Genomic DNA, 25,054 nt, shown 5'->3' with positions numbered 1-25,054 from the left:
GGGCGCCGCTCGTCCGACCAGGTGAACGACGGAGTGACGCCTGGGGGGCCCGATGCCGAAGCCACTGCTGTTCCTGGACGTCGACGGTGTGCTCAATCCGGTCTGTCCCGGCCCGGACGGCGACTTCGACACCCACACCCTGCTCGGCTACTCCGTCCTGCTCTCGGCCCGGCACGGCGAGTGGCTCCGCGAACTCGCCGGGAGCTACGAGCTGGTCTGGGCCACCACCTGGGAGGAGGAGGCCAACACCCACATCGCCCCGGCGATCGGCCTGCCCGAACTCCCGGTGGTCCGCTTCACCGGCTACGTCCCGCAGCCCGGCGACCCGCGCGTACCGCTGATGGAGCTGTTCTCCGCCCACAAGTGGGCCCCGCTGCTGCGCTACGCCGGCGGCCGCCCGTTCGCCTGGGTCGACGACGTGATCCCGCCCCGCCTGGTCCGCGGCTCGGTCCTCCGCCGCGACCGCCTGCTGCTCCCGATCGACCCCGCCCAGGGCCTGGAGCGCCGGCACGTCGACCGGCTGCTCGCCCGCCCGCCGCGCACCGCCCTCGCCCGGGCGGCGATCAGCCGGTGGGCAGCCAGCTGACGTGCCCGGCCAGCAGGGCGTACCCGACGAAGGCCACCGTGTCGATCAGCGCGTGCGCCACCACCAGCGGCATCACCCGCCCCCACCGCCGGTACAGCAGGCAGAACACCACGCCCATCACCATGTTGCCGACCAGCCCGCCGACCCCCTGGTAGAGGTGGTACGAGCCGCGCAGCACCGAGCTGGCCACCACCGCGGCCGGCCACGACCAGCCCAACTGCCCGAGCCGGCGCAGCAGGTAGCCGAGGACGACGACCTCCTCCAGGATGGCGTTCTGCCAGGCGGAGGCGACCAGTACCGGGATCCGCCACCAGACGTCCGGCAGCCCGGACGGCGCCACCGTCAGGTTGTAGCCGGCCGCCTGCGAGAGCAGGTACAGCGCCAGCCCGGAGCCGCCGATCGCGGCCGCGACGACGGTGCCGCGGCCCAGGTCGCGCAGCTTCTGACCGAGGTCGAAGCCGAGCACCCTCAGTGAGGTTCCCTCGCGCACCAGCAGGTAGCCGACCAGGACGACCGGCATCAGCCCGCGGGCGACGTAGTAGAGCTGCCAGGCGAGGTCCAGCCAGGGGCGGCCGGGGGCGCGCGAGGCGTTCAGGGTCGCGACCTGCTGGCCGAGCTTCAGCGCCTCGGTGAGCGAGCCGGTGAAGCTGATCAGCGCGCCGATCCCGCTGGCCCCCAGCGAGAGGCCGAGGACGGTCAGCAGCTCCACTCCGAGCAGCCGGCGCGTCGGCTTCGCGGTCTCCGGTTGTTCGGTCGAGGCGGTGGTCACGGCGTGCTCCAGCGGTCCGGCATCGCTCCGGCCGTCGGCCGACCGCCGGAGCGGTCATCCTTCCACAGGAGGGCGTCGGGGCCGGGTCAAGCGCCCACCGACCGGCACGGACCCCGACGGGCTCGCAGGACCCTGGCCCCGGCCGGACAGGCCCTAACCGACCGGCCAGGTGTGGACGGGCTCACCGGCGCGCATGTACTCGGCGTACCGGCGGGTCATCGCCGCCAGCGCGGCCGGCCGGTCCATCCCGAACTGCTCGCGCAGCCGGTGGAAGGTGGCGCTCTGCCAGGAGGCGCCGTTGACCCGGCGCAGACAGCGCTGCTCGATGATGCCGAGGTAGCGGTCCCGGTCCGCCGGCTCCACGCCCCACTCGTCCAGCCCCTGGTAGGCCAGCGGGAGCAGCTCGTTCAGCACCAGGTCGACGGCGGGGACGGCGGCCAGGCCGCCGCCGCGCCCGGCGCGGCCGTGCCGCGGCCACTGGAGGACGGCGTCGATGCCGTACCGCGCGGCCTGCCGGAAGTTCTCGTCGGCCCGCTCGAACGGCATCCTGGTCCAGATCGGGCGGGACTGCTCGGCGAGCACCCGGACCAGCCCGTAGTAGAAGGCCGCGTTGGCCAGCGTGTCGGCGACGGTCGGCCCGGCCGGCAGCGCCCGGTTCTCCACCCGCAGGTGCGGCACGCCGCCGCTGACGTCGTACACCGGCCGGTTCCACCGGTAGATGGTGCCGTTGTGCAGCCGCATCTCGGCGAGCCGCGGCACGCCGCCGGAGGCGAGCACCTTGAGCGGGTCCTCGTCGTCGCAGATCGGCAGCAGCGCCGGGAAGTACTTCAGGTTCTCCTCGAACAGGTCGTACGCCGAGTCCACCCAGCGCTCGCCGAACCAGGTGATCGGGCGCACGCCCTGCGCCTTGAGCTCCGCCGAACGGGTGTCGCAGGCCTGCTGGAACAGCACCGGCCGGGTCTCCCGCCACAGCTCGCGCCCGAACAGGAAGGGCGAGTTGGCGCCCAGCGCCAGCTGCACGCCGCAGAGCGCCTGGGCGGCGTTCCAGACCGAGGAGAACCGCTCGGGGGTGACCTGCAGGTGCAGCTGCAGGGAGGTCGCGGCGGCCTCCGCGACCATGGTGATCGACTCCAGCTGGAGGTGCTCGACGCCCTCGATGTCCAGCGTGATGTCCTCGCCGCGGGCGGCCAGGATCTGGTCGCTGAGCAGGCTGTAGCGCTGGTTGTGGGACATCGCGTCCAGCCCGGTGTGGTCGTGCTCCAGGGTCGGCAGGATGCCCACCATCACGATCCGCGCCCCGGCCTCGGCGGCCCGCCGGTCGGCGTAGCGCAGCCCGGTGTCGATCTCCTCGCGCAGCTCCTCGAAGACGTGACCGCAGAGCCGGTGCGGCGCGATGTTGACCTCGATGTTGAACTGGCCCAGCTCGGTCTGGAAGTCGCTGGAGCCGATCGCGCTGAGCACCTGGGCGTTGCGCATCACGGGCAGGCCCTGCTCGTCGGCCAGGTTGAGCTCGATCTCCAGGCCCATCACCGCCCTGGGGCGGTCGAAGCGCTCCTCCCGGAGCATCCGTCCGAGTGCGTCGAGACAGGACTGGAGCTTGCGGCGGTAGAGCTGCCGGTCCGACAGGTCCGCCCGCGTCGCCACGACCTTCTCGCCCATGATCCCCTCCTCTGAGCCGCCCGGCCGAGCGACCGTGCAAGCATCATGCCCACCCCGAAGATCGATACCCGATTGGTTCGAACGGCTTGCAAAGCAAGGAAACTGATGGTCTTTCAGCACATCTGCCGACTTGCCCGGCGCCACGGCCTGTGATAAACAGGTCACCCTGCGCACCTGTTCGATAGAATTCGCACTGCGCCCAGGCCGGCCCGCTACCGCTCCGAAACCCTCGTCGACGGAAGCGACCGCGCCCGCACCGCGATCATGCACAACCGGACACGGCCAGGTCCCGTCACCGACGCACACCGCGCCCCGCCGGTATGCCGCACTCGCACGCCGATCTCGCACGGAGAGGCGACCCCGCCATGACTCTGCAGACCCCCCAGCCCCCGCCCAGCGCCCTGCGCGCGGTCCTCGCCGCGCTCGACTCGGAGACCGCGCTGCGCCAGCCCGCCGCCGCCGCGCTGCGCCATCCGGCCGGCCCGCTGCTGCCCGCGCATCCGCTCGCGGTCCACGTCCTGGACGGGCCGCGCCCCGAGCTCGCCGCCGCCCGGCGCACGGGCTGGCGCTTCCTGATCAAGGACGGGGCGGAGGTGGCCGCCGCGGCCGAGGTGGTGCAGGGCGTCGAGGGCCACACCTTCTCCCACTTCACCGCCGGCCCGTACCTGGACTCCACGGTGCGGGCGCTGCGCCAGGCCTGGCAGCTCGCCCAGACCTCCCGGGCCCGCCGGCAGCCCCGGCTGCTGACCTTCCCGGGGCAGTACGCGACGGCGCTCTGGCTGCACGGCCCGGACGGCGGGCCGGAGGGGGACCTGCTGATCCCGCTGGCACCCGCCCCGCTCGGGGTCACCGCGCACCGCGCCTACCCGGCCGCCGACCTGCTCCCGGTCCTGGCCCGGGCGCCGCTCGGCCGCCCGTTGCTGCTCGGTTCCCCCTGAGCCATCCCCCCACCGCCGGGCCCGCCCGGGCGACCCCCGCCCCGGGCGGGTCCCGAGCGACACCTCCGCCACCCGTCACCCCCGCCACTCGTTTCGCCCGCCCCACCCGGACGGGCCATCGGGCATAGCCCTCCTGGGCCAGCCGCCGGATGGCCCGTCCGGGCGCGATTTCCGGCCGAAGCCACCTGAACGGGTGATCTCTGCCCGCCGCTTGTGGCCCATGTCACCGAATTGCTGCGCGAGCGTCCCGGGATGCCGACACTGGGAACCAGCGTGGAAGGACCACCTGTCCTACCCACTTGAGCGCCGGTCCACACCTGCTCCGGCGCCGGACAGGATCCGACTACCGCGGCGGCTCCCGACGGCCACCCGAGGGCGCCGCATCACGGGGAGGATCGCAGAGCGAAGCGAGGGTACGCGTATGTGCCAGCACCGTCCTGAGTGCCCATCGGCCGAGTCCGAGGACCGCGAGGCGGCCGTGCCGGTGGCCTGCCACCCGGAGCAGGGCTGGAGCCTGCTCTGCAACGGCGTCCTGATGTTCGAGGACACGGGGGAACTGTTGCCCGACGGCCGGGTGATCGCCCCGCGCCGCCCCGTCGCCCACGCGGCCTGACGGCCGTCGGCGGGGGCAGCCGCCACACGAACGGAGCAACGGGCAGGGCCCCGGCGGATCGTTCCGCCGGGGCCCTGCCGTCTCCCGTCCGGGATCGGACGCCGTCCTACGTCAGACGCCGTACTCGTCCAGTGGCGGGCAGGAGCAGACCAGGTTGCGGTCGCCGTACGCGCCGTCGATCCGGCTGACCGGCGGCCAGTACTTGTCCGCCGGGTTCACGCCCGCCGGGAAGACGGCCTCCTGGCGGCTGTAGCCGTGCGCCCAGTCGCCGGCCAGCGCGGCGGCGGTGTGCGGGGCGTTGCGCAGCGGGTTGTCGTCCGCCGCCCACTCGCCCGAGCCGACCTTCTCGATCTCGGCGCGGATCTCGATCATCGCGTCGCAGAACCGGTCGATCTCGTGCAGGTCCTCGGACTCGGTCGGCTCGATCATCAGCGTGCCGGCCACCGGGAAGGACATCGTCGGCGCGTGGAAGCCGTAGTCGATCAGGCGCTTGGCGATGTCGTCCACCGTCACGCCGGTCTCCTTGGTGAGCGGGCGCAGGTCGATGATGCACTCGTGCGCGACCAGGCCGCCGGGGCCGGTGTAGAGCACCGGGAAGTGCGGGGCCAGGCGCTTGGCGATGTAGTTGGCGTTCAGCACCGCCACCTGGGTGGCGCGCTTGAGGCCCTCGCCGCCCATCAGCCGGACGTACGCCCAGGAGATCGGCAGGATCGCCGCCGAGCCCCACGGCGCGGCCGAGATCGGGCCGACGCCGGTGGCCGGGCCGGCCTCCTCCTGCAGCGGGTGGTTGGGCAGGTACGGCGCGAGGTGCGCGCGCACCGCGACCGGGCCGACGCCCGGGCCGCCGCCGCCGTGCGGGATGCAGAAGGTCTTGTGCAGGTTCAGGTGCGAGACGTCCGCGCCGAACTTGCCCGGCTTGGCCAGGCCGACCAGGGCGTTGAGGTTGGCGCCGTCGACGTACACCTGGCCGCCGGCCTCGTGCACCATGCCGCAGATCTCGGTGATCTGGGTCTCGTACACGCCGTGGGTGGACGGGTAGGTGACCATCAGCACCGACAGGCTGTCCCGGTGCTGCTCGATCTTGGCCTTGAGGTCCTCGACGTCGACGTCGCCGTCGACCAGGGTCTTCACCACGACCACGCGCATGCCGGCCATCACCGCGGAGGCGGCGTTGGTGCCGTGTGCGGAGGACGGGATCAGGCAGACGTCGCGCTGGGTGTCGCCGTTGGCGTGGTGGTAGGCGCGGACGGCCAGCAGGCCGGCCAGCTCGCCCTGGGAGCCGGCGTTCGGCTGGATCGAGACGGCGTCGTAGCCGGTCACCTCGACCAGCTGCTGCTCCAGCTGGCGGATCAGGGTCAGGAAGCCCTGCGCCTGGTCGATCGGTGCGAACGGGTGCAGCTGGCCGAACTCCGGCCAGGTCACCGGCTCCATCTCGGTGGTCGCGTTGAGCTTCATGGTGCAGGAGCCCAGCGGGATCATGCCGCGGTCCAGCGCGTAGTCGCGGTCCGACAGGCGGCGCAGGTAGCGCAGCATGGCGGTCTCGGAACGGTGGCTGTGGAAGACCGGGTGGGTCAGGTACTCGTCCTCGCGCAGCAGCGCGGCCGGCAGCGCGTCGGCGCTCTCCGCGACCTCCACGCCCTCGACGCCGAAGGCGGCCCAGACGCCCGCCAGGTGCTCGCGGGTGGTGGTCTCGTCGGTGGAGACCGAGATCCGGTCCTCGCCGTCCTGGTACACGTTGATGCCGTTGGCGCGCGCGGCGGCGGCGATCTCGGCGGCGCGGCCGGGGACGACCGCGGTCACGGTGTCGAAGAACTCGCCGTGCAGCAGCTCGACGCCGCCGGCCCGCAGGCCCTCGGCGAGGGCGGCGGCGTAGCGGTGGGTGCGGCGGGCGATGTCGGCCAGACCGTCCGGGCCGTGGTAGACGGCGTACATCGAGGCCATCACGGCCAGCAGCACCTGGGCGGTGCAGATGTTGCTGGTGGCCTTCTCCCGGCGGATGTGCTGCTCACGGGTCTGCAGCGCCAGGCGGTAGGCGCGGTTGCCGTCGACGTCGACCGAGACGCCGACCAGGCGGCCCGGGAGCGAACGGGCGTACTCGGCGCGCACCGAGAGGTAGCCGGCGTGCGGACCGCCGAAGCCCATCGGCACACCGAAGCGCTGCGAGGTGCCGCAGGCGATGTCGGCGCCCAGCGAGCCCGGGGACTTCAGCAGGGTCAGCGCCAGCAGGTCGGCGGCGACGGCGACGACCGCACCGAGGCCGTGCGCCTGCTCGATGACGGCGGTGAGGTCACGGACCACACCGGTGGCACCCGGGTACTGCAGCAGCACGCCGAAGACGCCGCGCTCGGCGACCTCGGCCGGGATGCCCCCGGACAGGTCGGCGACGACGACCTCGACACCGGTCGGCACGGCGCGGGTGTTGATCACCGCGATGGTCTGCGGCAGGGTCTCGACGTCGACCAGGAAGACGCCGCCCTTGACCTTGGTGACGCGGCGGGCCAGCGCCATGGCCTCGGCGGCCGCGGTGCCCTCGTCCAGCAGCGAGGAGCCGGAGGTGGGCAGGCCGGTCAGGTCGGAGACCACGGTCTGGAAGTTGAGCAGCGCCTCCAGGCGGCCCTGCGAGATCTCCGGCTGGTACGGCGTGTACGCGGTGTACCAGGCCGGGTTCTCCAGGACGTTGCGCAGGACCACCGGCGGGGTGAAGGTGCCGTAGTAGCCCAGACCGATCATCGGCTGGAGCACCTGGTTGCGGCCGGCCAGCTCGCGCAGCTCGGCCAGGACCTGGGCCTCGCTGCGGCCGGCGGGCAGGTCCAGCCCGGTGATGGAGCGGATCGCCTCGGGCACGGCGGTGGCGGCCAGCTCGTCCAGCGAGCCGTAGCCGACCTGCGCCAGCATCTTCTCCTGCGCGGCGGCGTCGGGGCCGATGTGGCGGTTCTCGAAGGGGCTGGCCAGCTCAAGTTCGGTGAGGGTCGAGGCGCCGGTGGGGCGTCCCGCGTTCGGCTGGGCGTTCATGTGGTCGAGGCCTCCTGGTCACGGACCGGCGGGGGTACGCACGCCGGGCGGCTTCGCCGCTGCGGACAACAGCGGATCGGCCCGGACGGGCGAACCCGACAGGCCTCCCCCTCTGTCATCGGGACCTGAGAGCTTCGCCCGCACGGGGCGCGGGGGCGACCCGTCGGCTTGCACCGTCGGTGAGGGTGGTTCCCGTCGGCTCCCTCGCCGGCGGTCCTGCCCTGCTTTCCAGAGTGACCTATCCCACACGGTACGGATGCCTGAGAGATTCCGGGGAGGAGTTGCTCCTTCGGCGCCCCGACCAGCGACTTCCGATGTCGGGGACTCTCCCGAGCGGGCTCGGCGGTCGCGCCCAGGGTACCAGCGGGAGGCCGTTCGATCACGGGTGTGCCGGGTCACTCGACCGCCGCACGGGTGACCCGTACGGAGCAGCACGGGGCCCGTCCGGCGGTTCCCCGGTCGCGGGCGTCCGGTTCATGGCTTTTGGTGTGAAGTGGCGGTGTCGGACGGGCGGGCCGGCCGCCGGCCCGCGGGAGTTCCGCAGGCGCAGCGCACTGGAGGAAAGAGTGCAGACCGATATCGACCCCCGGGACCTCATCGGCCACAAGGCGGTCGACCGCAACGGAGACAAGATCGGCACGGTCGACGAGGTGTACCTGGACGACGCCACCGGGCAGCCCGAGTGGGCCGCCGTCCGGACCGGCATCTTCGGCCGGGACGCCTTCGTCCCCCTGACCACGAGCGAGTTCTCCGGCGACGAGCTGAGGGTGCCGTACGACAAGTCGCTGGTGAAGGAGTCACCGGACTTCGGCGTGGGCCAGCACCTGTCGCCGGCCCAGGAGCTCCAGCTGTACCGCTACTACGGGCTGGACACCCCGGTGGACGGCAGCCCGTCGAACGGCGCGGGTTCCGGCTCGCAGCCCGCCGACCTGGACTTCGGCACCGTGCCCGCCGGCCCGGCCGCGGCCGCCGGTACCGCCGCGGCCACCGGTACCGCCGCGGCCGCCGGCACTGCCGCGGCCACCACCAAGCCGTCCGCGCTCCACTCGGCCGACACGGCCGCCCCCGCCCACCACACCACCCCGGCGGCCGACCTCGGCAAGCCGTCCGAACCCGCCACGGAGGCCCACGTGCGGACCCTCGACAGCACCGCACCGGCCGCCGCCCCGGCGACACCGGCGACACCGGCAACACCCGCGACACCGACAGCACCCGCGACCCCCGAGCCGCGTCCGCAGGTCTCGGTCCCGACCGCCCCGGCCGTGCCCGTCACGACGACGACGGCGGCCGGCCCGGACACGACGGCCCCCGCCGCCCCCGTGGAGATCACCTGCCGCGAGGAGCGGCTGGACATCACCACCGAGTGGCACGTGCTCGGCACCGCGAAGCTGCGCAAGTACGTCACCAGCGAACCGGTGGAGCGCCGGGTGCCGGTGGTGCGCGAGCGGGTCCGGGTCGAGCGCATGCCGGTCGGCGAGGCGGAGCGGGCCGCGCTCACCGACAAGGAGATCGCCGAGGCGGTGGAGGAGGTGACGCTCCGCGAGGAGAGGCCGGTGGTCCGCAAGTACCTGGCCCCGATCGAGCGGGTGCGCCTGGTGGTGGAGCGGTACACCACCGAGGAGGTGATCCGGGACGAGCTGCGCCGCGAGCAGGTCGAGGTGCAGGACGACACCGCCTCCGCGGCCGACCGCGGCACCTCCGACCGCAACGTCTCCGACCACAGCGCCTCCGACCACTCCGCCGCACCCGCGTCGGCGACCCCGGCCTCGGGCGAGCACCCGTCGCCCGACGCACCGTCCCACCCGGCCCCCCTGCGGCCGCTCGCCTGACCTCTCTCCTCCTCCTCCCTCCGTCCGAAGGACCCCGGGCCCGGCCCGGGGTCCTTCGACTTTGCCAAAGCTTCACCGATCGATATTTGACACAATGAAGTATCTCCCGGCATGGTTGCTTCAGTTCATTCACTATGTACGGGAGGAAGCAACCGTGAGTGAGGCACCCCAGCCCACCACCGCGGCCGAGAAGCAGAGCAGCGCCCGGGTCCTGCCGGCCCTGATTCTGGCGATGCTGTCGTTCAGCGTGGTGCAGACCGCGGTCGTCCCGATCCTGCCCTCGCTGGCCAAGGAACTCAGCGTCTCCGGCTCCAGCATCACCTGGCTGATGACGGCCAACCTGCTCTCCGCCGCCGTGCTCACCCCCCTGCTGGGCCGGTTCGGCGACCTGCGCGGCCGCAAGCCGATGCTGCTGATCTCGCTGACCGGCCTGGTGGCCGGCTCCGCGCTGGCCGTCAGCACCCATTCCTTCACCTGGCTGGTCGTCGCCCGCGTCCTCCAGGGCGCCGGCGGTGGTGTGCTCCCGCTGGCCATCAGCATCGTCCGCGACGAGCTGCCGAAGCAGAAGGTCACCGGCGGCGTCGCCGCCATCAGCGCCTCGATGGGCGTCGGCAGCGGCCTCGGCCTGGTCGCCACCGGTCTCCTGCTGGAGCACTGGAGCTACAAGTCGATCTTCTGGATGGGCCTGGTCTTCGGCCTGCTCGCGGTCGCCCTGGTCGCCCTGCGGGTGCCCACCGACCCGGTCACCGACAAGGACGGCGGTGCCGACCCGCTCGGCGCGATCACCCTGGCCGGCTGGCTCTCCGCCCTGCTGGTCGCGGTCAGCCAGGGCAACAACTGGGGCTGGACCTCCACCCGGACGCTCGGCCTGTTCGCCGTCGCCGCCGTGGTCGCCCTGGTCTGGGGCGTCATCGAGGTCAAGGTGAAGCACCCGCTGGTGGACATGAAGATGATGTCCCGCCCGGCCGTCGCCTTCACCAACCTCGCCGGCCTGCTGATCGGCTTCGGCATGTACGGCTCGTTCATGGTGATCAGCAACTTCGCCCAGACCCCGGAGAAGCTCACCCACTACGGCTTCACCGCCACCGTGCTGCACGCCGGCGTCATGCTGCTGCCCTCCGCGATCGGCTCGATGGTCGCCGCCCCGCTGGGCGCCCTGCTGATCGCCCGCCGCGGCCCGCGCCTGCCGCTGGTCCTCGGCGGCGTGCTCGGCGCCGTCGCCATGGCCTACCTGGCCCTGCGGCACAGCCACGAGGGCGACATCTACACCGCCTCGGCGATCTTCGGCCTCGGCATCGGCCTCGCCTTCTCGGCCATGCCGGCCTACATCAACGGCGCCGTCCCGGTCGAGCAGAGCGGCATCGCCAACGGCATGAACGCCGTGCTCCGCACCGTCGGTGGCGCGATCGGCACCGCGGTCATGGCCGCCATCCTGACCGGTGACACCATGAAGCTCCCGATCCCCGTCACGCTGCCCACCCTGGACGCCTACAAGCACGCGTTCTGGGTCGCCGCCGCGGTCTGCGCGGTCGCCGGCGCCGTGCCGTTCCTGATCCGCACGATCAAGCCCGCCGCCACCGTCACCGACGGCGGCAAGACGGCGGAGCTCGGTTCCAGCCCCGCGCTGGCCAAGACCGACGCCTGACGAGGCGTCCACCCCCCGCGCTCAGGGACAGGGCGCGGGGGAACCGGTCCCCGAACGGTCGACGAGGGCATCACGACCGCCGTGGCCGGCACTGCGAACGGCCCTACCCGGCCCCCCTGCCGGGTGGGGCCGTTTCGCGTCCTCAGCCCTCCTCAGCCCTCCGCGGCCGGGTCCCGCCCGGCGGGATCCGCACCGGCGGAGCCCTCGCGACCGGGCCGCTCCCCCGGCTCGGCGGCCCCGTCCTCACCGGTCCCGCCGTCACCGGGCCGGCTGTCACCGGCCCCGTTCCCACCGGCCGCGCGGTCACCGGCCCCGCCGTCCTCGGGCTCACCGCCGGCGGGCTCCCCCCAGCCCGCGCCCCGGCGCAGCGGGAGCGGCCGGGCCGGCTCCAGCACCGGATCGTCCACCGCGAAGGTCCGCACCCGCCCGGGCCCGCTCCACGGCGTCTCGAACCGCACCGTCACCCGCCCGACCCCGCTGCCCTGCACCCAGCCGGGGCCGAACTCGGCGTGGTGCACGTCCTGCCCGGGCATCCAGTGCCGCACCACGGCCTCCTCCTCCACCTCCGGCCCGTGCTCCTCCCCGGTCGGCGCCGGGTGCTGCTCGGCGGCCGCCTCCTCCCGCTCCGCCTGGGCGAAGAGGTCCTCCTGGGTGTAGTCGGCCAGCTGGGAGACCCCCACGCCGAGCAGCCGCACCCCGCCGGTGATGTCCACCTGGGAGGCCAGCCGGCGCGCGGTCTCCGTGATCACCGCCTCGTCGTCCGTCGGACCGCGCAGCGTCTCCGAACGGGTCAGCGTGGAGAAGTCGAAGCGCCGGACCTTCAGCACCACCGTCCGCCCCGACCGGCCGGCCGCCCGCAGCCGCCGCACGCACCGCGCGGCCAGCACGTCCACCTCGCGCAGCACCCGCTCACGGTCGGCGAGGTCCACCTCGAAGGTGTCCTCCACCGAGACCGACTTCGCGTCCTGGTCGGCCACCACCGGCCGGTCGTCCAGCCCGATCGACATCTGGTGGACGCCGACACCGTGCGACCGCCCCAGCAACTGCACCAGCTCGGCCTCCCCCGCCTCCGCGAGGTCGGCCACCGTGTTCAGCCCCGCGCGGCGCAGCACCTGCTCGGTGGCCGGGCCGATGCCCGGCAGGGCCCGCACCGGCATCGGCCCGAGCACCGCCCGCTCCTCCCCCGGCTCGATCAGCACCAGCCCGTCCGGCTTGGCCTGCTCGGAGGCGATCTTGGCCATCAGCTTGGACCCGGCGGCCCCGACCGAGGCGGTCAGACCGGTGCGCCGCTCGATGTCGGCCCGCAGGTCCTCCGCGAGGGCCAGCACCAGCCGTTCCCCCGTCCCGTGGTCCGCCTCCGCCAGCACCGGCCCGTACGGGCCCGCCTCCAGGTCGACGAACGCCTCGTCCAGGCTGAGCGGCTGGACCAGCGGCGACAGTTCCCGCAGCAGACCCATCACGATCTCGCTGACCTGGCGGTAGGCCTCGAACCGCCCGGCCAGGAAGGCCGCGTTCGGGCAGAACCGGCGCGCCTGCGCCATCGGCATCGCCGAGTGCACCCCGAACCGCCGCGCCTCGTACGAGGCCGTCGAGACGACCCCGCGCCCGCCCAGGCCACCGACGATCACCGGCTTCCCGCGCAGGCTCGGCTTGGCCGCCTGCTCCACCGCCGCGAAGAAGGCGTCCATGTCGAGGTGGATGATGCTCGGCAGCGACCGCACCTGCCGATCATGCCGTACGGGTCCGACAGTCCGTGCGAACCGCGGCCCGCGACGGCTGCGCCGTGCCCACCGCCCACGCCGGCGCCCGGGCGGCCGGGCGGCCCGGGCGCTACAGTCGGGCCGCGGCCGCGTCGGCCAGCGCGCGGGGGATGCCCTCCTCCTTGGGCCCGAGGAAGAGCGGGTCCGGACGCATCAGCACGTTCAGCGCCGCCTTGCCCGCCCCGGGGATCTCGCGCACCCCGCCGTACAGCCAGGTGGCGTCACGCCACTCGGGCACACCGACGGCGTACGAGTCGATGCCGGCCGCCTCGCAGAGCGCCAGCGCCCGCCGGACGTGGAAGTCCTGACTCACCAGCACCGCCCGGTCCACACCGAAGATCCGGTGCGCCCGGGTGCAGGAGTCCCAGGTGTCGAAGCCCGCGTAGTCGCCGACCACCCGGATCCGCGGCACGCCGTGCTCGATCAGGTAGTCGCGCATCGCGTCGGTCTCGTCGTAGCTGTCGCGCCCGTTGTCCCCGGTGACGAGGATCGCCTGCACCTTCTGCGCCCGGTACAGGTCGACCGCCGCATCCAGCCGGTGCGCCAGGTAGGGCGAGGGCTTGCCGTCGAACAGCCCGGCGCCGAACACCACCGCCACCGGAGCGCTCGGCGCGCTCGCCACCGTGCCGACCCGGTCCCCCGCGGCGATCCACAGCCAGGCGCTCGGCGCCAGCGCCAGCGCGCAGCCCGCGGTGACGAGTTGGAACAGCCGCCGCTGGGTGCGCCGCTGCCGCAGCCGCACCCCGAGCCGGCGCGCCCGCCGCACCGTCAGGTCGATCATTCCCGAGCCGCCCCGCACGTTCCCTCCCCCGCTCGGTGCGCCGGTTCCCCGGTGCGCCCGGCCTGTTCGATTCCACCAGGCACGACGAGGCCGCGGGCCCGGACGGTTCCCCGTCCGGGCCCGCGGCCTCGTCCTCCGTTCGGTGGCTCCGGCGGTCAGACCGCGCGGTTGCGGCGCTGCGCCAGCTCGTCGCCCGGGTCGTGCCCGACCAGCGTCTCGCCGGTGTCGGTCCGCTCGGCGTGCAGCCGCCCGAGGGCCAGCTCCAGCTCCTGCCAGACCGCGCCGACCGCGATGCCGAACACGCCCTGACCGCCCTTCAGCAGGTCGACCACCTGCTGCGGCGTGGTGCACTCGTACACCGTGGCGCCGTCGCACATCAGCGTCAGCCCGGTCAGGTCGCCGACCTCGGCGGACTGCAGGTGGGCGACCGCCACCCGGATGTTCTGCAGCGACACGCCGGCGTCCAGGAGCCGCTTCACGATCTTCAGCAGCAGGACGTCGCGGAAGCTGTACAACCGGTGGCTGCTCGCGGGGTAGACCGCGCGGACGCTCGGCTCCAGCAGGCCCGTCCGGGCCCAGTAGTCCAGCTGGCGGTAGGTGATCCCGGCCGCGGCGCAGGCCGTAGGCCCGCGGTAGCCGATCAGCTCCGAGGTCGGGGCGAGCCGCTCGATGGCGGGCTGACCCGGCTGGACCGCCGGAAACCGGCCCATGCGGGGCAGCTCCGTCCGGGGCAGGTCCGACACGGTACGGCCGGTGCGCGGCATGTGCACGGCACACAGGCCTCCCACGGCCGCGTCATCGCCGGTGCCGGTCATGCCTACCTCCGTCCACTCGTGCTGCGGGCAACCCAGACTGCGGGCGACAGGCACCCGGACAGCCACTCCTGACGGTAGGCAGTCGCCCATGACCCGTCAACGATCGCCACGCCGGGCCGGGGAAACCCCATCGCTCAGGAGAGTGGTTTTTCGTGCCCCTAGTGTGGGTAGGCGGACGCTATTTGGCAAAACGACCAAACGAGTACGTCCTATCGGCCCGGCTGCTTGCCGCACGCAGCGGCGGCCGGGCGGGAATCACCGGATCGGGCTACTGCGGCGCGCCGCCGCCGAAGTCCTCCGGCGAGACCTGGTCGAGGAACTCGCGGAACTTCTCCACCTCGTCCTCCTGCTCGTCCGGGATCGCGATGCCCGCCTCGGCGAGCACCTCCTCGCTCCCGTAGATCGGCGTGCCCGTGCGAAGCGCCAGCGCTATCGCGTCGGACGGCCGTGCGCTGACCTCCACCCCGCCGGCGAAGACCAGCTCCGCGTAGAACACGCCCTCCCGCAGATCGGTGATCCGCACCTCGGTGAGCTGCTGGCCGAGCGCCTCCAGGACGTCCTTGAAGAGGTCGTGCGTCAGCGGGCGCACCGGCGTCATGCCCTGCTGGGCGAAGGCGATCGCGGTCGCCTCGCCGGGGCCGATCCAAATCGGCAGGTAGCGATCGCCCCCGACCTCCCGCAGCAGCACGATCGGCTGGTTGGAAGGCATCTCCACCCGGACACCCACGACGTCGAGCTCATTCACACAGGCAACCCTATGGCCCGCGCCCCGGATATGAAAGCGCAGAGCCGACGGCGCTGGTCAGCGGCCCGGAGTCGTCACGCGCGGGTACGCAGACCGGCCTGGACCATGGCCGCGTGCAGCCGCACCGAGAGCGTCGCGAGCTCCCGTGCCGTGGCCTCGGCGTGCGCCCTGGTCTGCGGGTTCCGGTGCCGGCGCAGCGGCGCCACGACCTGCTCGACCAACGCGATCTCGCGGTCGGCGGCGGCCTTCATGGCCCGCAGGTGGCGCGGCTCCAGCCCGTACCGGCCGAGCTCCGCGACCAGCCGGGCGACCTGCAGCGCCTCGCCGTCGTAGCCGCCGTCCGGCCCGGGCGCGACCAGCCCGTACGACTCCCACTCGGCCAGCTCGCCCTCGCCGGCCTCGGCCGCGGCCAGCAGCTCGGCCCGGCCCAGCCGGACCCCGGTGGAGGCCTCCGCGGTCGCCACCAGCTCGCGGTCCGCCTCCTCCAGCGGTCCCGGGCGGCTTTCGGCGGCCGGCAGCGCCGGCGGGCTCTCGCCCCGCTCGATGGCGTCCAGGTGTTCGCGGATCACCCGCAGCGGCAGGTAGTGGTCACGCTGCATCCGCAGGACGTAGGCCAGCCGCTCGACGTCGGCCGGGCTGAACTTGCGGTACCCCGAGGGCGTGCGCTGCGGCTCCACCAGGCCTTCGGCCTCCAGGAAGCGGATCTTCGAGATGGTGACCTCGGGGAAGTCGTCCCGCAGGAAGGTCAGCACCGCACCGATGCTCAGCAGCTCGTCGCCGCCGCGCCGGCGGCCGCCCCCGGCCGGCCGGTCCGGGCGGACCGGCTGCCTGGGGGCCGCGACCGCCCCCCACGTGCTCTGGTCCGTCTGCGGACCGGAGGGTGCGGGGGCGGCCGCCCCGAGCGGAGAGGAAGGGGTATTCGTGCTCACTCGGGCTCCTGCCGAAGTTGGGTTCAGTACCCCCGGTTGTGGCTGGCGAAGAACACCAGCCGGTACTTCCCGATCTGCACCTCGTCGCCGTTGTTCAGCGGCACCTCGTCGATCCGCTCGCGGTTGACGTAGGTGCCGTTGAGGCTGCCCACGTCCGCGACGGTGAAGCCGCCGCCCGGCGTGCGGCGGAACTCCACGTGCTTGCGGGAGACCGTGACGTCGTCCAGGAAGATGTCGCCCTGCGGGTGGCGACCGGCCGTGGTCTTGTCCGAGTCCAGCAGGAAGCGGCTGCCGGAGTTCGGGCCGCGCTGGACGATCAGCAGGGCCGAGCCCGGGGGCAGAGCGTCGATCGCCGACAGCACCTCGGCCGACAGGGCCGGCGTGCCGGTCCCGGTCGTGGTGTTCGGGTCGTAGGACTCCAGGCCGGAGATCGAGATGGTCGACGTGGTCTCCACCGCCCCCTCGGGCAGCGCGCCACCGCGCAGGGCCGTACCGCAGTTGGAGCAGAAGCGGGCCGACGCCGGGTTCGGGTTACCGCACCGGGGGCACGGAGTGGGGCCAGCCATGTTCACAGCCTCCTGGCGAGGCACACCCGACGGGTTGTGCCCGGCGTACGGGTCCGGGGCAAACCCTCCACCAGAGATTGAGGGTCCTGACTGGAAACCTATGCGCGGGTCGCCGGAGGGGTCAACCGACGCGCCGTAGCCCGCCGGATTCCCGGCGAACTGCTGGCCCCCGCCCTCACGGAAGAGCGGGCGCTCGGCGTACTCCACCCCCTCGGGGGCGGGTCGCATGCCCGGCACGGCGGGCTCCTCGTCGGCACGGCGGTGCCGCGCGGTGGGCGCCTCGACGGCGGCTGCGTCACGGTCCTTGCTACGACCGAACAACTTCGAGAAGAAACTCACGGGCGAATCCCCTTGCGTGTGACAGACCCGCCCGCGGGGCAGGGTGAGAACCTCGGACAGGCTGCGGGCCCGGTCTGCGATCGGGCCGGCTGGAGTGGTACTCCGACGTGTGGTGCTCCGACATGTGCTGGTGTGGACCAGTCTCGCCCACCCGACGGCGGCACCCCGCACCGGGGGCCGCCCGCAGGTGACGGACCGTGCGGCAGGCGCCCCGTCACTTCGGAGCCGGCTTGGCGTACTGCGGCGTCTTCAGATCGACGAGGGCGTCGACGACGACCTTCTGCTGTTGGGAGATGGTGGCCCGTGCCTGGTGACTCTCCAAGGTACGGACGACACCTCCCGGGATGTTCAGCGCGGGTGTGAGGTCCTGCGGGTTCCCCACGACGGTGAAGCGGTACGGCTGCGAGACCTTCTTCCCGTCGATCAGCACGCCGCCGCCGGACACGTCCGTGAAGTAGGTGTTGACCACCACGCGCACATCGTTGATCTGAATCGCCTCCGCCCCCGCTGCTCGGAGTTCCTGCAGGGTGTCCAGCAGCATATCCGCCTTCACCTGCCCTTGGGGATCATCGACCGTCAGTACGATGCCCGGACCAGTGGCTTTGACGGTGCCGGCGAGCACGCCGAGCTCCGTCACCTTCTTCCTGGTCTGTTCCTGGGCCTCCTTGGCCTGGTTGGAACTGTTCTCCAACTTGGCCAGGGACTGCTCAAGCTCCGCCTTCTCCTGTTGGAGACGCTGCTGACGGCTGTCCAGTTCGTCGAGAATCCGGACCAAGTCCTCCTGACGTGCGCCGCGCAGCTGGCTGTGGTGGTCGTTGGTCGAGCGGACCTGGATCGCCAGGGCCAGACCGAGGGAGAACAGCAGCAGCGCCACCACCAGCTGGCCGCGGGAGAGCCGCGGCGGCCAGAGCACCGCCTTCAGCCGGCGGCGTCCCGCGCCACGGTCGACGGCGGGAGTGGCCGATGGGGCGGGCGTCGCCGGCCCGGGCTGTGCAGGGGCGGCCTCGGGTGCGCGCGCCGGCTCCGGGTCCGACGGCCCGCCCTCCGCCTCGGGCTTCTCCGCCGGCTCTGCGACAGGCTCGGTCACGGCCTGGTCGGCCTGCTCCTCGGCCTGCGCGGCCTCGGTCGCCTCGGCGGCCTCGCCGTTCTCGGCCGGTATGTCCTCGGCCCGCGCTTCGGCGGCCGGCTCCTGCGCTGCCGGTTCCTGAGCGGCCGGCGACTCCTTCGCCGCCGCCGGCTCCGGACGCTTCACCGGCACGCCCGGGGCGGGCAGCTCGGCCCTCCCGGATTCCACGGCCTTCTCGGTGGTCCTTCCGGTCTCGGCCGGCTCGGCCGACTCCGCCGCTTCGACCACCGGCTCGGCCGTCGGCTCGACCACGGGTTCGACCGTCGGCTCGGCCGGCTTCGGGAGCGGCTTCACCGGATCCGGCGCCGTACCGCGCGGAGCCGTCCCGCACGGAGCCATCCCGCGCTCCGCGTCGCCGTCCTCACGCACGACCTCTCCCGCCTGTCCGTCCACCGTCGTTCCGGCCACCGTCCTCCCGGCCTTCGCCGCGTCCTCCGTCTCCACGTCCGGCCTCCTTGCGGCGGCCGGCCCGCGGCCCGGCTCAGGCGCGGAAGACATGGCGCCTGATCGCTGCGGCGTTGGAGAAGATGCGGATGCCGAGCACGACGACCACGCCGGTAGAGAGCTGGGAACCGACGCCCAGCTGGTCCCCGAGGAAGACGATCAGTGCCGCGACCACCACGTTCGACAGGAACGAGACGATGAACACCTTGTCGTTGAAGATCCCGTCCAGCATCGCCCGGACACCGCCGAACACGGCGTCCAGCGCCGCCACCACCGCGATCGGCAGGTACGGCACGACGGCGTCCGGCACCTCGGGCTGGACGAAGAGCCCGACGACCACCCCGATCACGAGACCCAGTACGGCAATCACGGTCTAGCTGCTCCTGTCCCTGCGGAGGAGGGCGACCCGCTCGCGGGCGCCGTCGACGAGTGGGTTGTCGTGGTCTTGGTGGAACCGCCCGAGGGGCGTTTCCCGGAGGAGGACGTGCTCGGCGCCGCCGACGGGCTCGTGGAGGGGCTCGCCGACCGGCTGCCGGAGGCCGTGGGGCTCGGGGACTGGCTCGCAGCCGCGGACGGGCTCGCGCTCTGGCCGGCACCGGGGCCCGCCGTCGGCGTGGGCTCCGGCGTGGCCGGCTGCGCGGTCCGCAGGGTCACACCCACCGCGGCGGGCAGCGTCAGACTCTTCTGCGCCGAGATCGTCGACTTGATGCCGTACTTCTCCTGCAGCAGACGCAGGTACTGGCCCGCCATGTGGCTCTCGAACGCACCGACCAGCTTCGGACCGTCGCCGAGCGCCTGCACGGTGTACGGCGGGACCAGCGGCCGGTTGTCCACCAGCACCGCCTCACCCGCGGCGCGGATCGCCGAGAGCGCGGTCAGCCGCTGGCCGTTGATCGAAACGGCCTCCGCACCGGACTCCCAGAGCCCGTTCACCACCAGTTGCAGATCGCGGTCACGCAGCCGGCCGCTGTTGGAGAAGCCCTGGCCTGCCCGTGGATCGACGTTTCCGCCGGCGCCGGTCCCGGCGGCGTCCTCCAGGACCAGCCGGACACCCGGGCCGGTCACCTCGCCGAGGCCGACCGCCCCCGCCAGGGCGGCCGGATCGCCCTCCCCCGGGGCCAGCGCCTGCTGCTGGGCGCTGTCGACCTTCCGTCGCAGGTCCTGGACCTGCTGTTGCAGCCGGTCCGCCGAGCCGTTGCTGTCATTGACCCGGTGGATCAGCGCGTCGCGCTCCTTGGCCAGCGTCGGCGCCGCCTTGTGCGCGTTCACCGCGCCCACCGTCAGGACCGCCCCCACCAGGGCGAGGCCCGCGCCCAGGGTCAGGAGACCCCGGGCGGTGCCGGGTATCCGGCTGTCGTGGTCCCCACCCCTCGCCGCGGCCGCCTCGGCATAACCCTCGTCCAGACTGTGGTCCATCACGTTGGTCAGCAGGGACATCGAGGCGTCCGGACGGTTGAACCGTCCGTTGCTGGCACTCGGCGTCGGCGTCGCTGGCATGCGGACCATCGTCCCACGTCGGCGGAGGGGCCCGTGCACGCCCCCTGAGGTGGGAACCCCCCAGAAGCCGCAGACCGCCATCAAGGGCGACAGAACGGACAACGGGGCGGTACGGCATCCCTGCCGCCCGCCCCGCCGTCCGCGTCCCGTCCCCGCACCGCGGCGCCGGTCAGTGCCACCCGGCACCCGGCACCGCGGCCGCGGCCGCGGCCGTGGTCAGGTCGTCACCGCCCGGCGCTGTCGACCACCGCCGCCCACTCGTCGAGCAGGGCCTCGGTCGCCTCGTCGTCCGGACCCTCGGCCCAGAGGTGGGTGGTCGCCTCGGCCGGGTCGGGCAGCACCAGCGTCCACCGCCCGTCCGCCTCGACCACCCGGACGCCGTCGGTCGTGTCCAGCCGCCGGTTCCCGGCGGCCTCCACCACCGAGCGCATGACCATGCCCTTCGCGGCCCACGGCGTCGCGATGTCCCGCCGGCGGATGTGCGCCTGGGGGATCCGCGCGTCGATCTGGCTCAGCGTGAGCTGCGTCCGGGCCACCAGCCCGACCAGCCGGACGAAGGCCGCGGCCCCGTCCAGCACCCCGCTGAACTCCGGGACGACGAAACCGCCGCGCCCGTCCCCGCCGAACACCGTTCCCTCGGCGGAGGCCGCCTTGGCCAGGTCGTCCGGCGTGGTCGTGGTCCAGATGACCTGGGTGCCGTGGTACGCGGCGACCTGCTCGGCGATCCGGGTCGTGGTGACCGGGAGCGCCACCTGCCCGCTCCGGCGCTCTGCCGCGACCAGGTCGAGCAGCACCAGCAGCGCCCGGTCGTCGTCGATCACCCGGCCCAGCTCGTCCACGAAGGCCACCCGCTCGCCCACCGGGTCGAAGCGGACGCCGAACGCCGCCCGGGAGGACGCCACCAGCTCGCCGAGCCTGGCCAGGCCGGCTCGGCGCTCCTCCGCGTCCTCGGTGGGCCGCGCCTCGTCCAGCCCGCTGGAGACCGTCAGGGCCTCCACCCCGAGCCGGCCGAGGATGCTCGGGAGAACGAGCCCCGCGCTGCCGTGCGCGGTGTCCACGACCACCTTCAGGCCCGCCTCGCGGACGCCGGTGGTGTCCACCGCCCGCAGCAGGTTGCCGGCGTAGGAGTCGAAGACGCTCGACGGGAAGGTCAGGTCCCCGATCTCGCCCGGGAACGCGCGCCGGTACTCCTGGCGTGCGTAGACCCGGTCCAGCTTGCGCTGTCCGGCCTGGGAGAGGTCGGCGCCGCGCTCGTCGAAGAACAGGATGTCCAGCGAGTCCGGCACCCCGGGCGTGGTCCGCAGGAAGATCCCGCCGGCGCTCCCGCGCGCCGTGTGCTGGCGCGCCACCGGCATCGGCACGTTCTCCAGGTCGCGCACGTCGATCGCGCTGGTCTGCAGCGCCGAGATCATCGCCCGTTTGAGCGCACGCGCACCACGTGAGTGGTCACGCGCGATGGTGACGGTGGCACCCTTCTTCAGCGTGGTGGCGTACGCGCCGGCCAGCCGCACGGCCAGCTCGGGGGTGATCTCCACGTTCAGGATGCCCGAGACGCCGCGGACCCCGAACAGGTGCTCCTGACCGCGGGACTCCCAGATGACCGAGGTGTTGACGACCGCGCCGGCCTCGATGGTCTTGAACGGGTACACCCGGACGTTGGCCGCGATGATCGACTCCTCGCCGACCAGGCACTCGTCCCCGATCACCGCGCCGTCCTCGATCCGCGCGGCCCGCATGACGTCGGTGTTCTTGCCGACCACGCAGCCCCGAAGATTGCTCTGCGGCCCGACGTAGACGTTGTCGTGGACGACCGCCTTGTGCAGGAACGCCCCGCGCTTGACGACCACGTTGCTGCCGAGCACGGTGTGCTCGCGGATCTCCACGCCGGCCTCGACCTTGGCGTAGTCCCCGATGTACAGCGGCCCGCGGAGGACCGCCTCCGGGTCGACCTCGGCGCCCTCGGCCACCCAGACGCCCGGTGAGATCTCGAAGCCGTCGAGCTCGACGTCGACCTTGCCCTCCAGGACGTCCGCCTGGGCCTTGCCGTAGCTCTCGTGCGTGCCCACGTCCTCCCAGTAGCCCTCGGCCACGTAGCCGTAGACCCGCTTGCCCTCCTTGAGCAGCTGCGGGAACACATCGCTCGACCAGTCGACGGACTCGCCGGCCGCCACGTAGCCGAAGACCTCGGGTTCCATCACGTAGATACCGGTGTTGACCGTGTCCGAGAAGACCTGCCCCCAGGTCGGCTTCTCCAGGAAGCGCTCGACCCGCCCCTCGTCGTCGGTGATCGTGATGCCGAACTCCAGGGGATTCGGCACACGGGTGAGACAGACCGTGACCAGTGCGTTCTTACTGCGGTGAAACTCGATCAATTCCGAGAGATTGAAGTCGGTCAGCGCGTCACCGGAGATCACCAGAAAGGAGTCGTCCTTGAGCGCGTCCTCGGCGTTCTTGACACTCCCCGCAGTGCCCAGGGGCGTCTCCTCGTTGGCATAGGTGAGGTTCATACCCAGCTCTTCGCCGTCGCCGAAGTAGTTCTTGACCAGGGAGGCCAGGAACTGGACGGTAACGACGGTGTCGGAGAGACCGTGCCGCTTCAGCAGCCGAAGCACGTGCTCCATGATCGGCCGGTTGGCCACCGGAAGCAGCGGCTTCGGCATGCTGGAGGTCATCGGGCGGAGTCGGGTGCCTTCGCCCCCTGCCATTACTACGGCTTTCATTACGGGTGCGTCCTCCTTCGCGGTGGTGGACCTGCAGGTCCATCAAACCGTTCCAGGGGGTGTCTACCCGGAAGATATCGTCCGACTCACCGTGTCGTCGTGGGACTTCTCTCAGATCACGTCTCAGACTGTGGACGCGGAGGAGGCCGCGGCACCGCGGATGATCTGCCGCACCTGGATCGCGTACAGAATCCCGGCCCACCAGTAGAGCGTGGTGCCCCACCAGATGAAGGCCCAGCTCACAATCTCCGCCGGCTGCGCGATCCAGCTGTCCCCGGTGCCGAGCAGCAGAAGCGGAAACGCGTACATCAGATTGAATGTCGCGGCCTTCCCCAGGAAACTCACCTGCAACGGCCCGTAGCCGTGCCGGTTGAGAATCGGCAGGAGCGCCGCGATAAAGAGCTCACGGGCCAGCAGGATCGCCGTGAGCCACCACGGCAGGATCTCACGCCAGGTCAGGCCGAGGAGCGTCGACAGGACGTAGAGCCGGTCCGCCAGCGGATCGAGCAGCTGGCCGACCCGGCTGATCTGCCCCCACCGGCGGGCGAGCTTCCCGTCGAGGTAGTCGCTGATGCCGCTCAGCATCAGGATCAGCAGCGCCCACCCGTCATTGTTCGGCCCGCCGAACACCGGCCAGAGAATCAGCCAGAGGAAGAGCGGAACGCCGACCAGCCGGCCCATGCTCAGCAGGTTGGGGATGGTGAGGACGCGATCCGTCTGGACCTGCGTCTCCTGGACCTCCACCCGGGGGCCTCCTGTACGTGTGACGACCGTGCACGTTTGCACGTTGACCTTACAACAGAGAAGCCCCCGTCCGGTTCCCCGGCGGGGGCTTCTCTCGAAGAATTGTTCGGCGGCGTCCTACTCTCCCACAGGGTCCCCCCTGCAGTACCATCGGCGCTGTGAGGCTTAGCTTCCGGGTTCGGAATGTAACCGGGCGTTTCCCTCACGCTATGACCACCGAAACACTATGAAACTATCTGCCACCCACCCGTATCGATGGGGGTCGTTGTTTCAGAACAACACAGTGGACGCGAGCAACTGAGGACAAGCCCTCGGCCTATTAGTACCGGTCAACTCCACCCCTCACAGGGCTTCCATATCCGGCCTATCAACCCAGTCGTCTACTGGGAGCCTTACCCTCTCAAGGAGGTGGGAGTGCTCATCTCGAAGCAGGCTTCCCGCTTAGATGCTTTCAGCGGTTATCCCTCCCGAACGTAGCCAACCAGCCATGCCCTTGGCAGAACAACTGGCACACCAGAGGTTCGTCCGTCCCGGTCCTCTCGTACTAGGGACAGCCCTTCTCAACACTCCTACGCGCACAGCGGATAGGGACCGAACTGTCTCACGACGTTCTAAACCCAGCTCGCGTACCGCTTTAATGGGCGAACAGCCCAACCCTTGGGACCTACTCCAGCCCCAGGATGCGACGAGCCGACATCGAGGTGCCAAACCATCCCGTCGATATGGACTCTTGGGGAAGATCAGCCTGTTATCCCCGGGGTACCTTTTATCCGTTGAGCGACGGCGCTTCCACAAGCCACCGCCGGATCACTAGTCCCTACTTTCGTACCTGCTCGACCCGTCAGTCTCACAGTCAAGCTCCCTTGTGCACTTACACTCAACACCTGATTGCCAACCAGGCTGAGGGAACCTTTGGGCGCCTCCGTTACCCTTTAGGAGGCAACCGCCCCAGTTAAACTACCCACCAGACACTGTCCCTGATCCGGATCACGGACCCAGGTTAGACATCCAGCACGACCAGAGTGGTATTTCAACGACGACTCCACAACAACTGGCGTTGCTGCTTCAAAGTCTCCCACCTATCCTACACAAGCCGAACCGAACACCAATATCAAGCTATAGTAAAGGTCCCGGGGTCTTTCCGTCCTGCTGCGCGAAACGAGCATCTTTACTCGTAATGCAATTTCACCGGGCCTATGGTTGAGACAGTCGAGAAGTCGTTACGCCATTCGTGCAGGTCGGAACTTACCCGACAAGGAATTTCGCTACCTTAGGATGGTTATAGTTACCACCGCCGTTTACTGGCGCTTAAGTTCTCAGCTTCGCCCCACCGAAATGGAGCTAACCGGTCCCCTTAACGTTCCAGCACCGGGCAGGCGTCAGTCCGTATACATCGCCTTACGGCTTCGCACGGACCTGTGTTTTTAGTAAACAGTCGCTTCTCGCTGGTCTCTGCGGCCACCCCCAGCTCGGAGTGCAAGACTCGTCACCAGGAATGGCCCCCTTCTCCCGAAGTTACGGGGGCATTTTGCCGAGT

The 25,054-nt window shown here is 71.6% G+C and carries 19 protein-coding genes, 2 rRNA genes and 1 riboswitch (1 of these 22 cut by a window edge); of the genes, 5 read left to right on the top strand and 16 right to left on the bottom strand.

From position 1 onward, the window contains the following. Positions 1 to 52 precede the first annotated feature (52 nt). The gene (locus RMN57_RS31590; RefSeq protein ID WP_313766700.1) at positions 53 to 586 is read left to right on the top strand and encodes an HAD domain-containing protein; all 534 of its coding nucleotides are present in this window, start codon (positions 53 to 55) and stop codon (positions 584 to 586) included. Here RMN57_RS31590 and RMN57_RS31585 read toward each other — a convergent pair. After that, positions 564 to 1,355: a CPBP family intramembrane glutamic endopeptidase gene (locus RMN57_RS31585; RefSeq protein WP_313766699.1), complete on the bottom strand. Its 792-nt coding sequence runs from the start codon at positions 1,353 to 1,355 to the stop codon at positions 564 to 566. The two genes, RMN57_RS31590 and RMN57_RS31585, sit on opposite strands and share 23 nt — an antisense overlap. Positions 1,356 to 1,508: 153 nt before the next feature. Then, positions 1,509 to 3,014, bottom strand: a complete 1,506-nt coding sequence (locus tag RMN57_RS31580; RefSeq protein WP_313766698.1) for a glutamate-cysteine ligase family protein — start codon at positions 3,012 to 3,014, stop codon at positions 1,509 to 1,511. 365 nt (positions 3,015 to 3,379) lie between these two features. On the opposite strand from RMN57_RS31580, the gene RMN57_RS31575 reads away from it, so the two are divergent. Continuing rightward, complete coding sequence (locus RMN57_RS31575; RefSeq protein ID WP_313766697.1) at positions 3,380 to 3,952, top strand: hypothetical protein; 573 nt, start codon at positions 3,380 to 3,382, stop codon at positions 3,950 to 3,952. Between the two features lie 421 nt (positions 3,953 to 4,373). Next, on the top strand, positions 4,374 to 4,565 hold the full coding sequence (locus RMN57_RS31570) for a DUF5999 family protein (RefSeq protein ID WP_313766696.1): 192 nt from the start codon (positions 4,374 to 4,376) through the stop codon (positions 4,563 to 4,565). Positions 4,566 to 4,676: 111 nt separating this feature from the next. Here RMN57_RS31570 and gcvP read toward each other — a convergent pair whose 3' ends face one another. Beyond that, positions 4,677 to 7,577 carry an aminomethyl-transferring glycine dehydrogenase gene (gene gcvP / locus RMN57_RS31565; RefSeq protein ID WP_313766695.1) on the bottom strand — a complete coding sequence of 967 codons (2,901 nt, stop codon included), beginning with the start codon at positions 7,575 to 7,577 and terminating at the stop codon, positions 4,677 to 4,679. Positions 7,578 to 7,815: 238 nt separating this feature from the next. Continuing rightward, a riboswitch (glycine riboswitch) is annotated at positions 7,816 to 7,919 on the bottom strand. A gap of 224 nt (positions 7,920 to 8,143) precedes the next feature. Between gcvP and RMN57_RS31560 the strand changes: the two genes are divergently transcribed. Together RMN57_RS31560 and RMN57_RS31555 are read left to right on the top strand one after the other, a co-directional pair. Next, on the top strand, positions 8,144 to 9,406 hold the full coding sequence (locus tag RMN57_RS31560; RefSeq protein ID WP_313766694.1) for a PRC and DUF2382 domain-containing protein: 1,263 nt from the start codon (positions 8,144 to 8,146) through the stop codon (positions 9,404 to 9,406). A gap of 154 nt (positions 9,407 to 9,560) precedes the next feature. Beyond that, complete coding sequence (locus RMN57_RS31555; RefSeq protein ID WP_313766693.1) at positions 9,561 to 11,051, top strand: MFS transporter; 1,491 nt, start codon at positions 9,561 to 9,563, stop codon at positions 11,049 to 11,051. A gap of 152 nt (positions 11,052 to 11,203) precedes the next feature. Here the strand turns inward: RMN57_RS31555 and RMN57_RS31550 are convergent, their stop codons facing one another. The 13 genes from RMN57_RS31550 to RMN57_RS31490 form a co-directional block, all read right to left on the bottom strand. Next, positions 11,204 to 12,772, bottom strand: coding sequence for a DNA polymerase IV (locus RMN57_RS31550; RefSeq protein WP_313766692.1), 1,569 nt, complete (start codon positions 12,770 to 12,772; stop codon positions 11,204 to 11,206). Between the two features lie 109 nt (positions 12,773 to 12,881). Continuing rightward, the gene (locus RMN57_RS31545) at positions 12,882 to 13,592 is read right to left on the bottom strand and encodes an ElyC/SanA/YdcF family protein (protein ID WP_313766691.1); all 711 of its coding nucleotides are present in this window, start codon (positions 13,590 to 13,592) and stop codon (positions 12,882 to 12,884) included. 155 nt (positions 13,593 to 13,747) lie between these two features. Beyond that, entirely contained in the window at positions 13,748 to 14,407 is a 660-nt protein-coding gene (locus tag RMN57_RS31540) for a MerR family transcriptional regulator (RefSeq protein ID WP_313766690.1), read from the bottom strand. Between the two features lie 268 nt (positions 14,408 to 14,675). Next, on the bottom strand, positions 14,676 to 15,152 hold the full coding sequence (locus RMN57_RS31535) for a bifunctional nuclease family protein (RefSeq protein WP_148641491.1): 477 nt from the start codon (positions 15,150 to 15,152) through the stop codon (positions 14,676 to 14,678). 74 nt (positions 15,153 to 15,226) lie between these two features. Continuing rightward, positions 15,227 to 15,919 carry a MerR family transcriptional regulator gene (locus RMN57_RS31530; RefSeq protein WP_380235664.1) on the bottom strand — a complete coding sequence of 231 codons (693 nt, stop codon included), beginning with the start codon at positions 15,917 to 15,919 and terminating at the stop codon, positions 15,227 to 15,229. Positions 15,920 to 16,104: 185 nt separating this feature from the next. Continuing rightward, complete coding sequence (locus RMN57_RS31525) at positions 16,105 to 16,647, bottom strand: FHA domain-containing protein (protein ID WP_313766689.1); 543 nt, start codon at positions 16,645 to 16,647, stop codon at positions 16,105 to 16,107. Between the two features lie 553 nt (positions 16,648 to 17,200). Further along, positions 17,201 to 18,556: a DUF881 domain-containing protein gene (locus tag RMN57_RS37140; protein WP_380235658.1), complete on the bottom strand. Its 1,356-nt coding sequence runs from the start codon at positions 18,554 to 18,556 to the stop codon at positions 17,201 to 17,203. Between the two features lie 37 nt (positions 18,557 to 18,593). Continuing rightward, on the bottom strand, positions 18,594 to 18,926 hold the full coding sequence (locus RMN57_RS31515; protein ID WP_030062488.1) for a small basic family protein: 333 nt from the start codon (positions 18,924 to 18,926) through the stop codon (positions 18,594 to 18,596). Beyond that, positions 18,923 to 20,053: a DUF881 domain-containing protein gene (locus RMN57_RS31510; RefSeq protein ID WP_313766688.1), complete on the bottom strand. Its 1,131-nt coding sequence runs from the start codon at positions 20,051 to 20,053 to the stop codon at positions 18,923 to 18,925. Before RMN57_RS31510 ends, RMN57_RS31515 begins: the two co-directional genes overlap by 4 nt. A 224-nt stretch (positions 20,054 to 20,277) precedes the next feature. Continuing rightward, positions 20,278 to 22,773 carry a mannose-1-phosphate guanyltransferase gene (locus RMN57_RS31505; RefSeq protein WP_313766687.1) on the bottom strand — a complete coding sequence of 832 codons (2,496 nt, stop codon included), beginning with the start codon at positions 22,771 to 22,773 and terminating at the stop codon, positions 20,278 to 20,280. 123 nt (positions 22,774 to 22,896) lie between these two features. Then, entirely contained in the window at positions 22,897 to 23,517 is a 621-nt protein-coding gene (locus tag RMN57_RS31500; RefSeq protein ID WP_313766686.1) for a CDP-alcohol phosphatidyltransferase family protein, read from the bottom strand. Between the two features lie 104 nt (positions 23,518 to 23,621). Then, positions 23,622 to 23,738: ribosomal RNA gene (gene rrf / locus RMN57_RS31495) — 5S ribosomal RNA — on the bottom strand. 78 nt (positions 23,739 to 23,816) lie between these two features. Then, a 23S ribosomal RNA gene (locus RMN57_RS31490) occupies positions 23,817 to 25,054 on the bottom strand; it runs 1,880 nt beyond the window's last position.

Origin of the sequence: Kitasatospora sp. CM 4170 (genome assembly GCF_032110285.1) — a bacterium.
GTDB lineage: Bacteria > Actinomycetota > Actinomycetes > Streptomycetales > Streptomycetaceae > Kitasatospora > Kitasatospora aburaviensis.
Note: the sequence above shows the minus strand (reverse complement) of the source record. Positions and strands in the feature narration are given on the sequence as shown.

Bases quoted from the DNA above. Each gene is read 5' to 3' on its own strand.
- RMN57_RS31525 (WP_313766689.1), bottom strand. From the start codon at position 16,647: ATGGCTGGCCCCACTCCGTGCCCCCGGTGCGGTAACCCGAACCCGGCG.
- RMN57_RS31575 (WP_313766697.1), top strand. From the start codon at position 3,380: ATGACTCTGCAGACCCCCCAGCCCCCGCCCAGCGCCCTGCGCGCGGTC.
- RMN57_RS31570 (WP_313766696.1), top strand. From the start codon at position 4,374: ATGTGCCAGCACCGTCCTGAGTGCCCATCGGCCGAGTCCGAGGACCGC.
- RMN57_RS31590 (WP_313766700.1), top strand. From the start codon at position 53: ATGCCGAAGCCACTGCTGTTCCTGGACGTCGACGGTGTGCTCAATCCG.
- RMN57_RS31505 (WP_313766687.1), bottom strand. From the start codon at position 22,773: ATGAAAGCCGTAGTAATGGCAGGGGGCGAAGGCACCCGACTCCGCCCG.
- RMN57_RS31510 (WP_313766688.1), bottom strand. From the start codon at position 20,053: ATGCCAGCGACGCCGACGCCGAGTGCCAGCAACGGACGGTTCAACCGT.
- RMN57_RS31540 (WP_313766690.1), bottom strand. From the start codon at position 14,407: ATGACCGGCACCGGCGATGACGCGGCCGTGGGAGGCCTGTGTGCCGTG.
- RMN57_RS31580 (WP_313766698.1), bottom strand. From the start codon at position 3,014: ATGGGCGAGAAGGTCGTGGCGACGCGGGCGGACCTGTCGGACCGGCAG.
- RMN57_RS31545 (WP_313766691.1), bottom strand. From the start codon at position 13,592: ATGATCGACCTGACGGTGCGGCGGGCGCGCCGGCTCGGGGTGCGGCTG.
- gcvP (WP_313766695.1), bottom strand. From the start codon at position 7,577: ATGAACGCCCAGCCGAACGCGGGACGCCCCACCGGCGCCTCGACCCTC.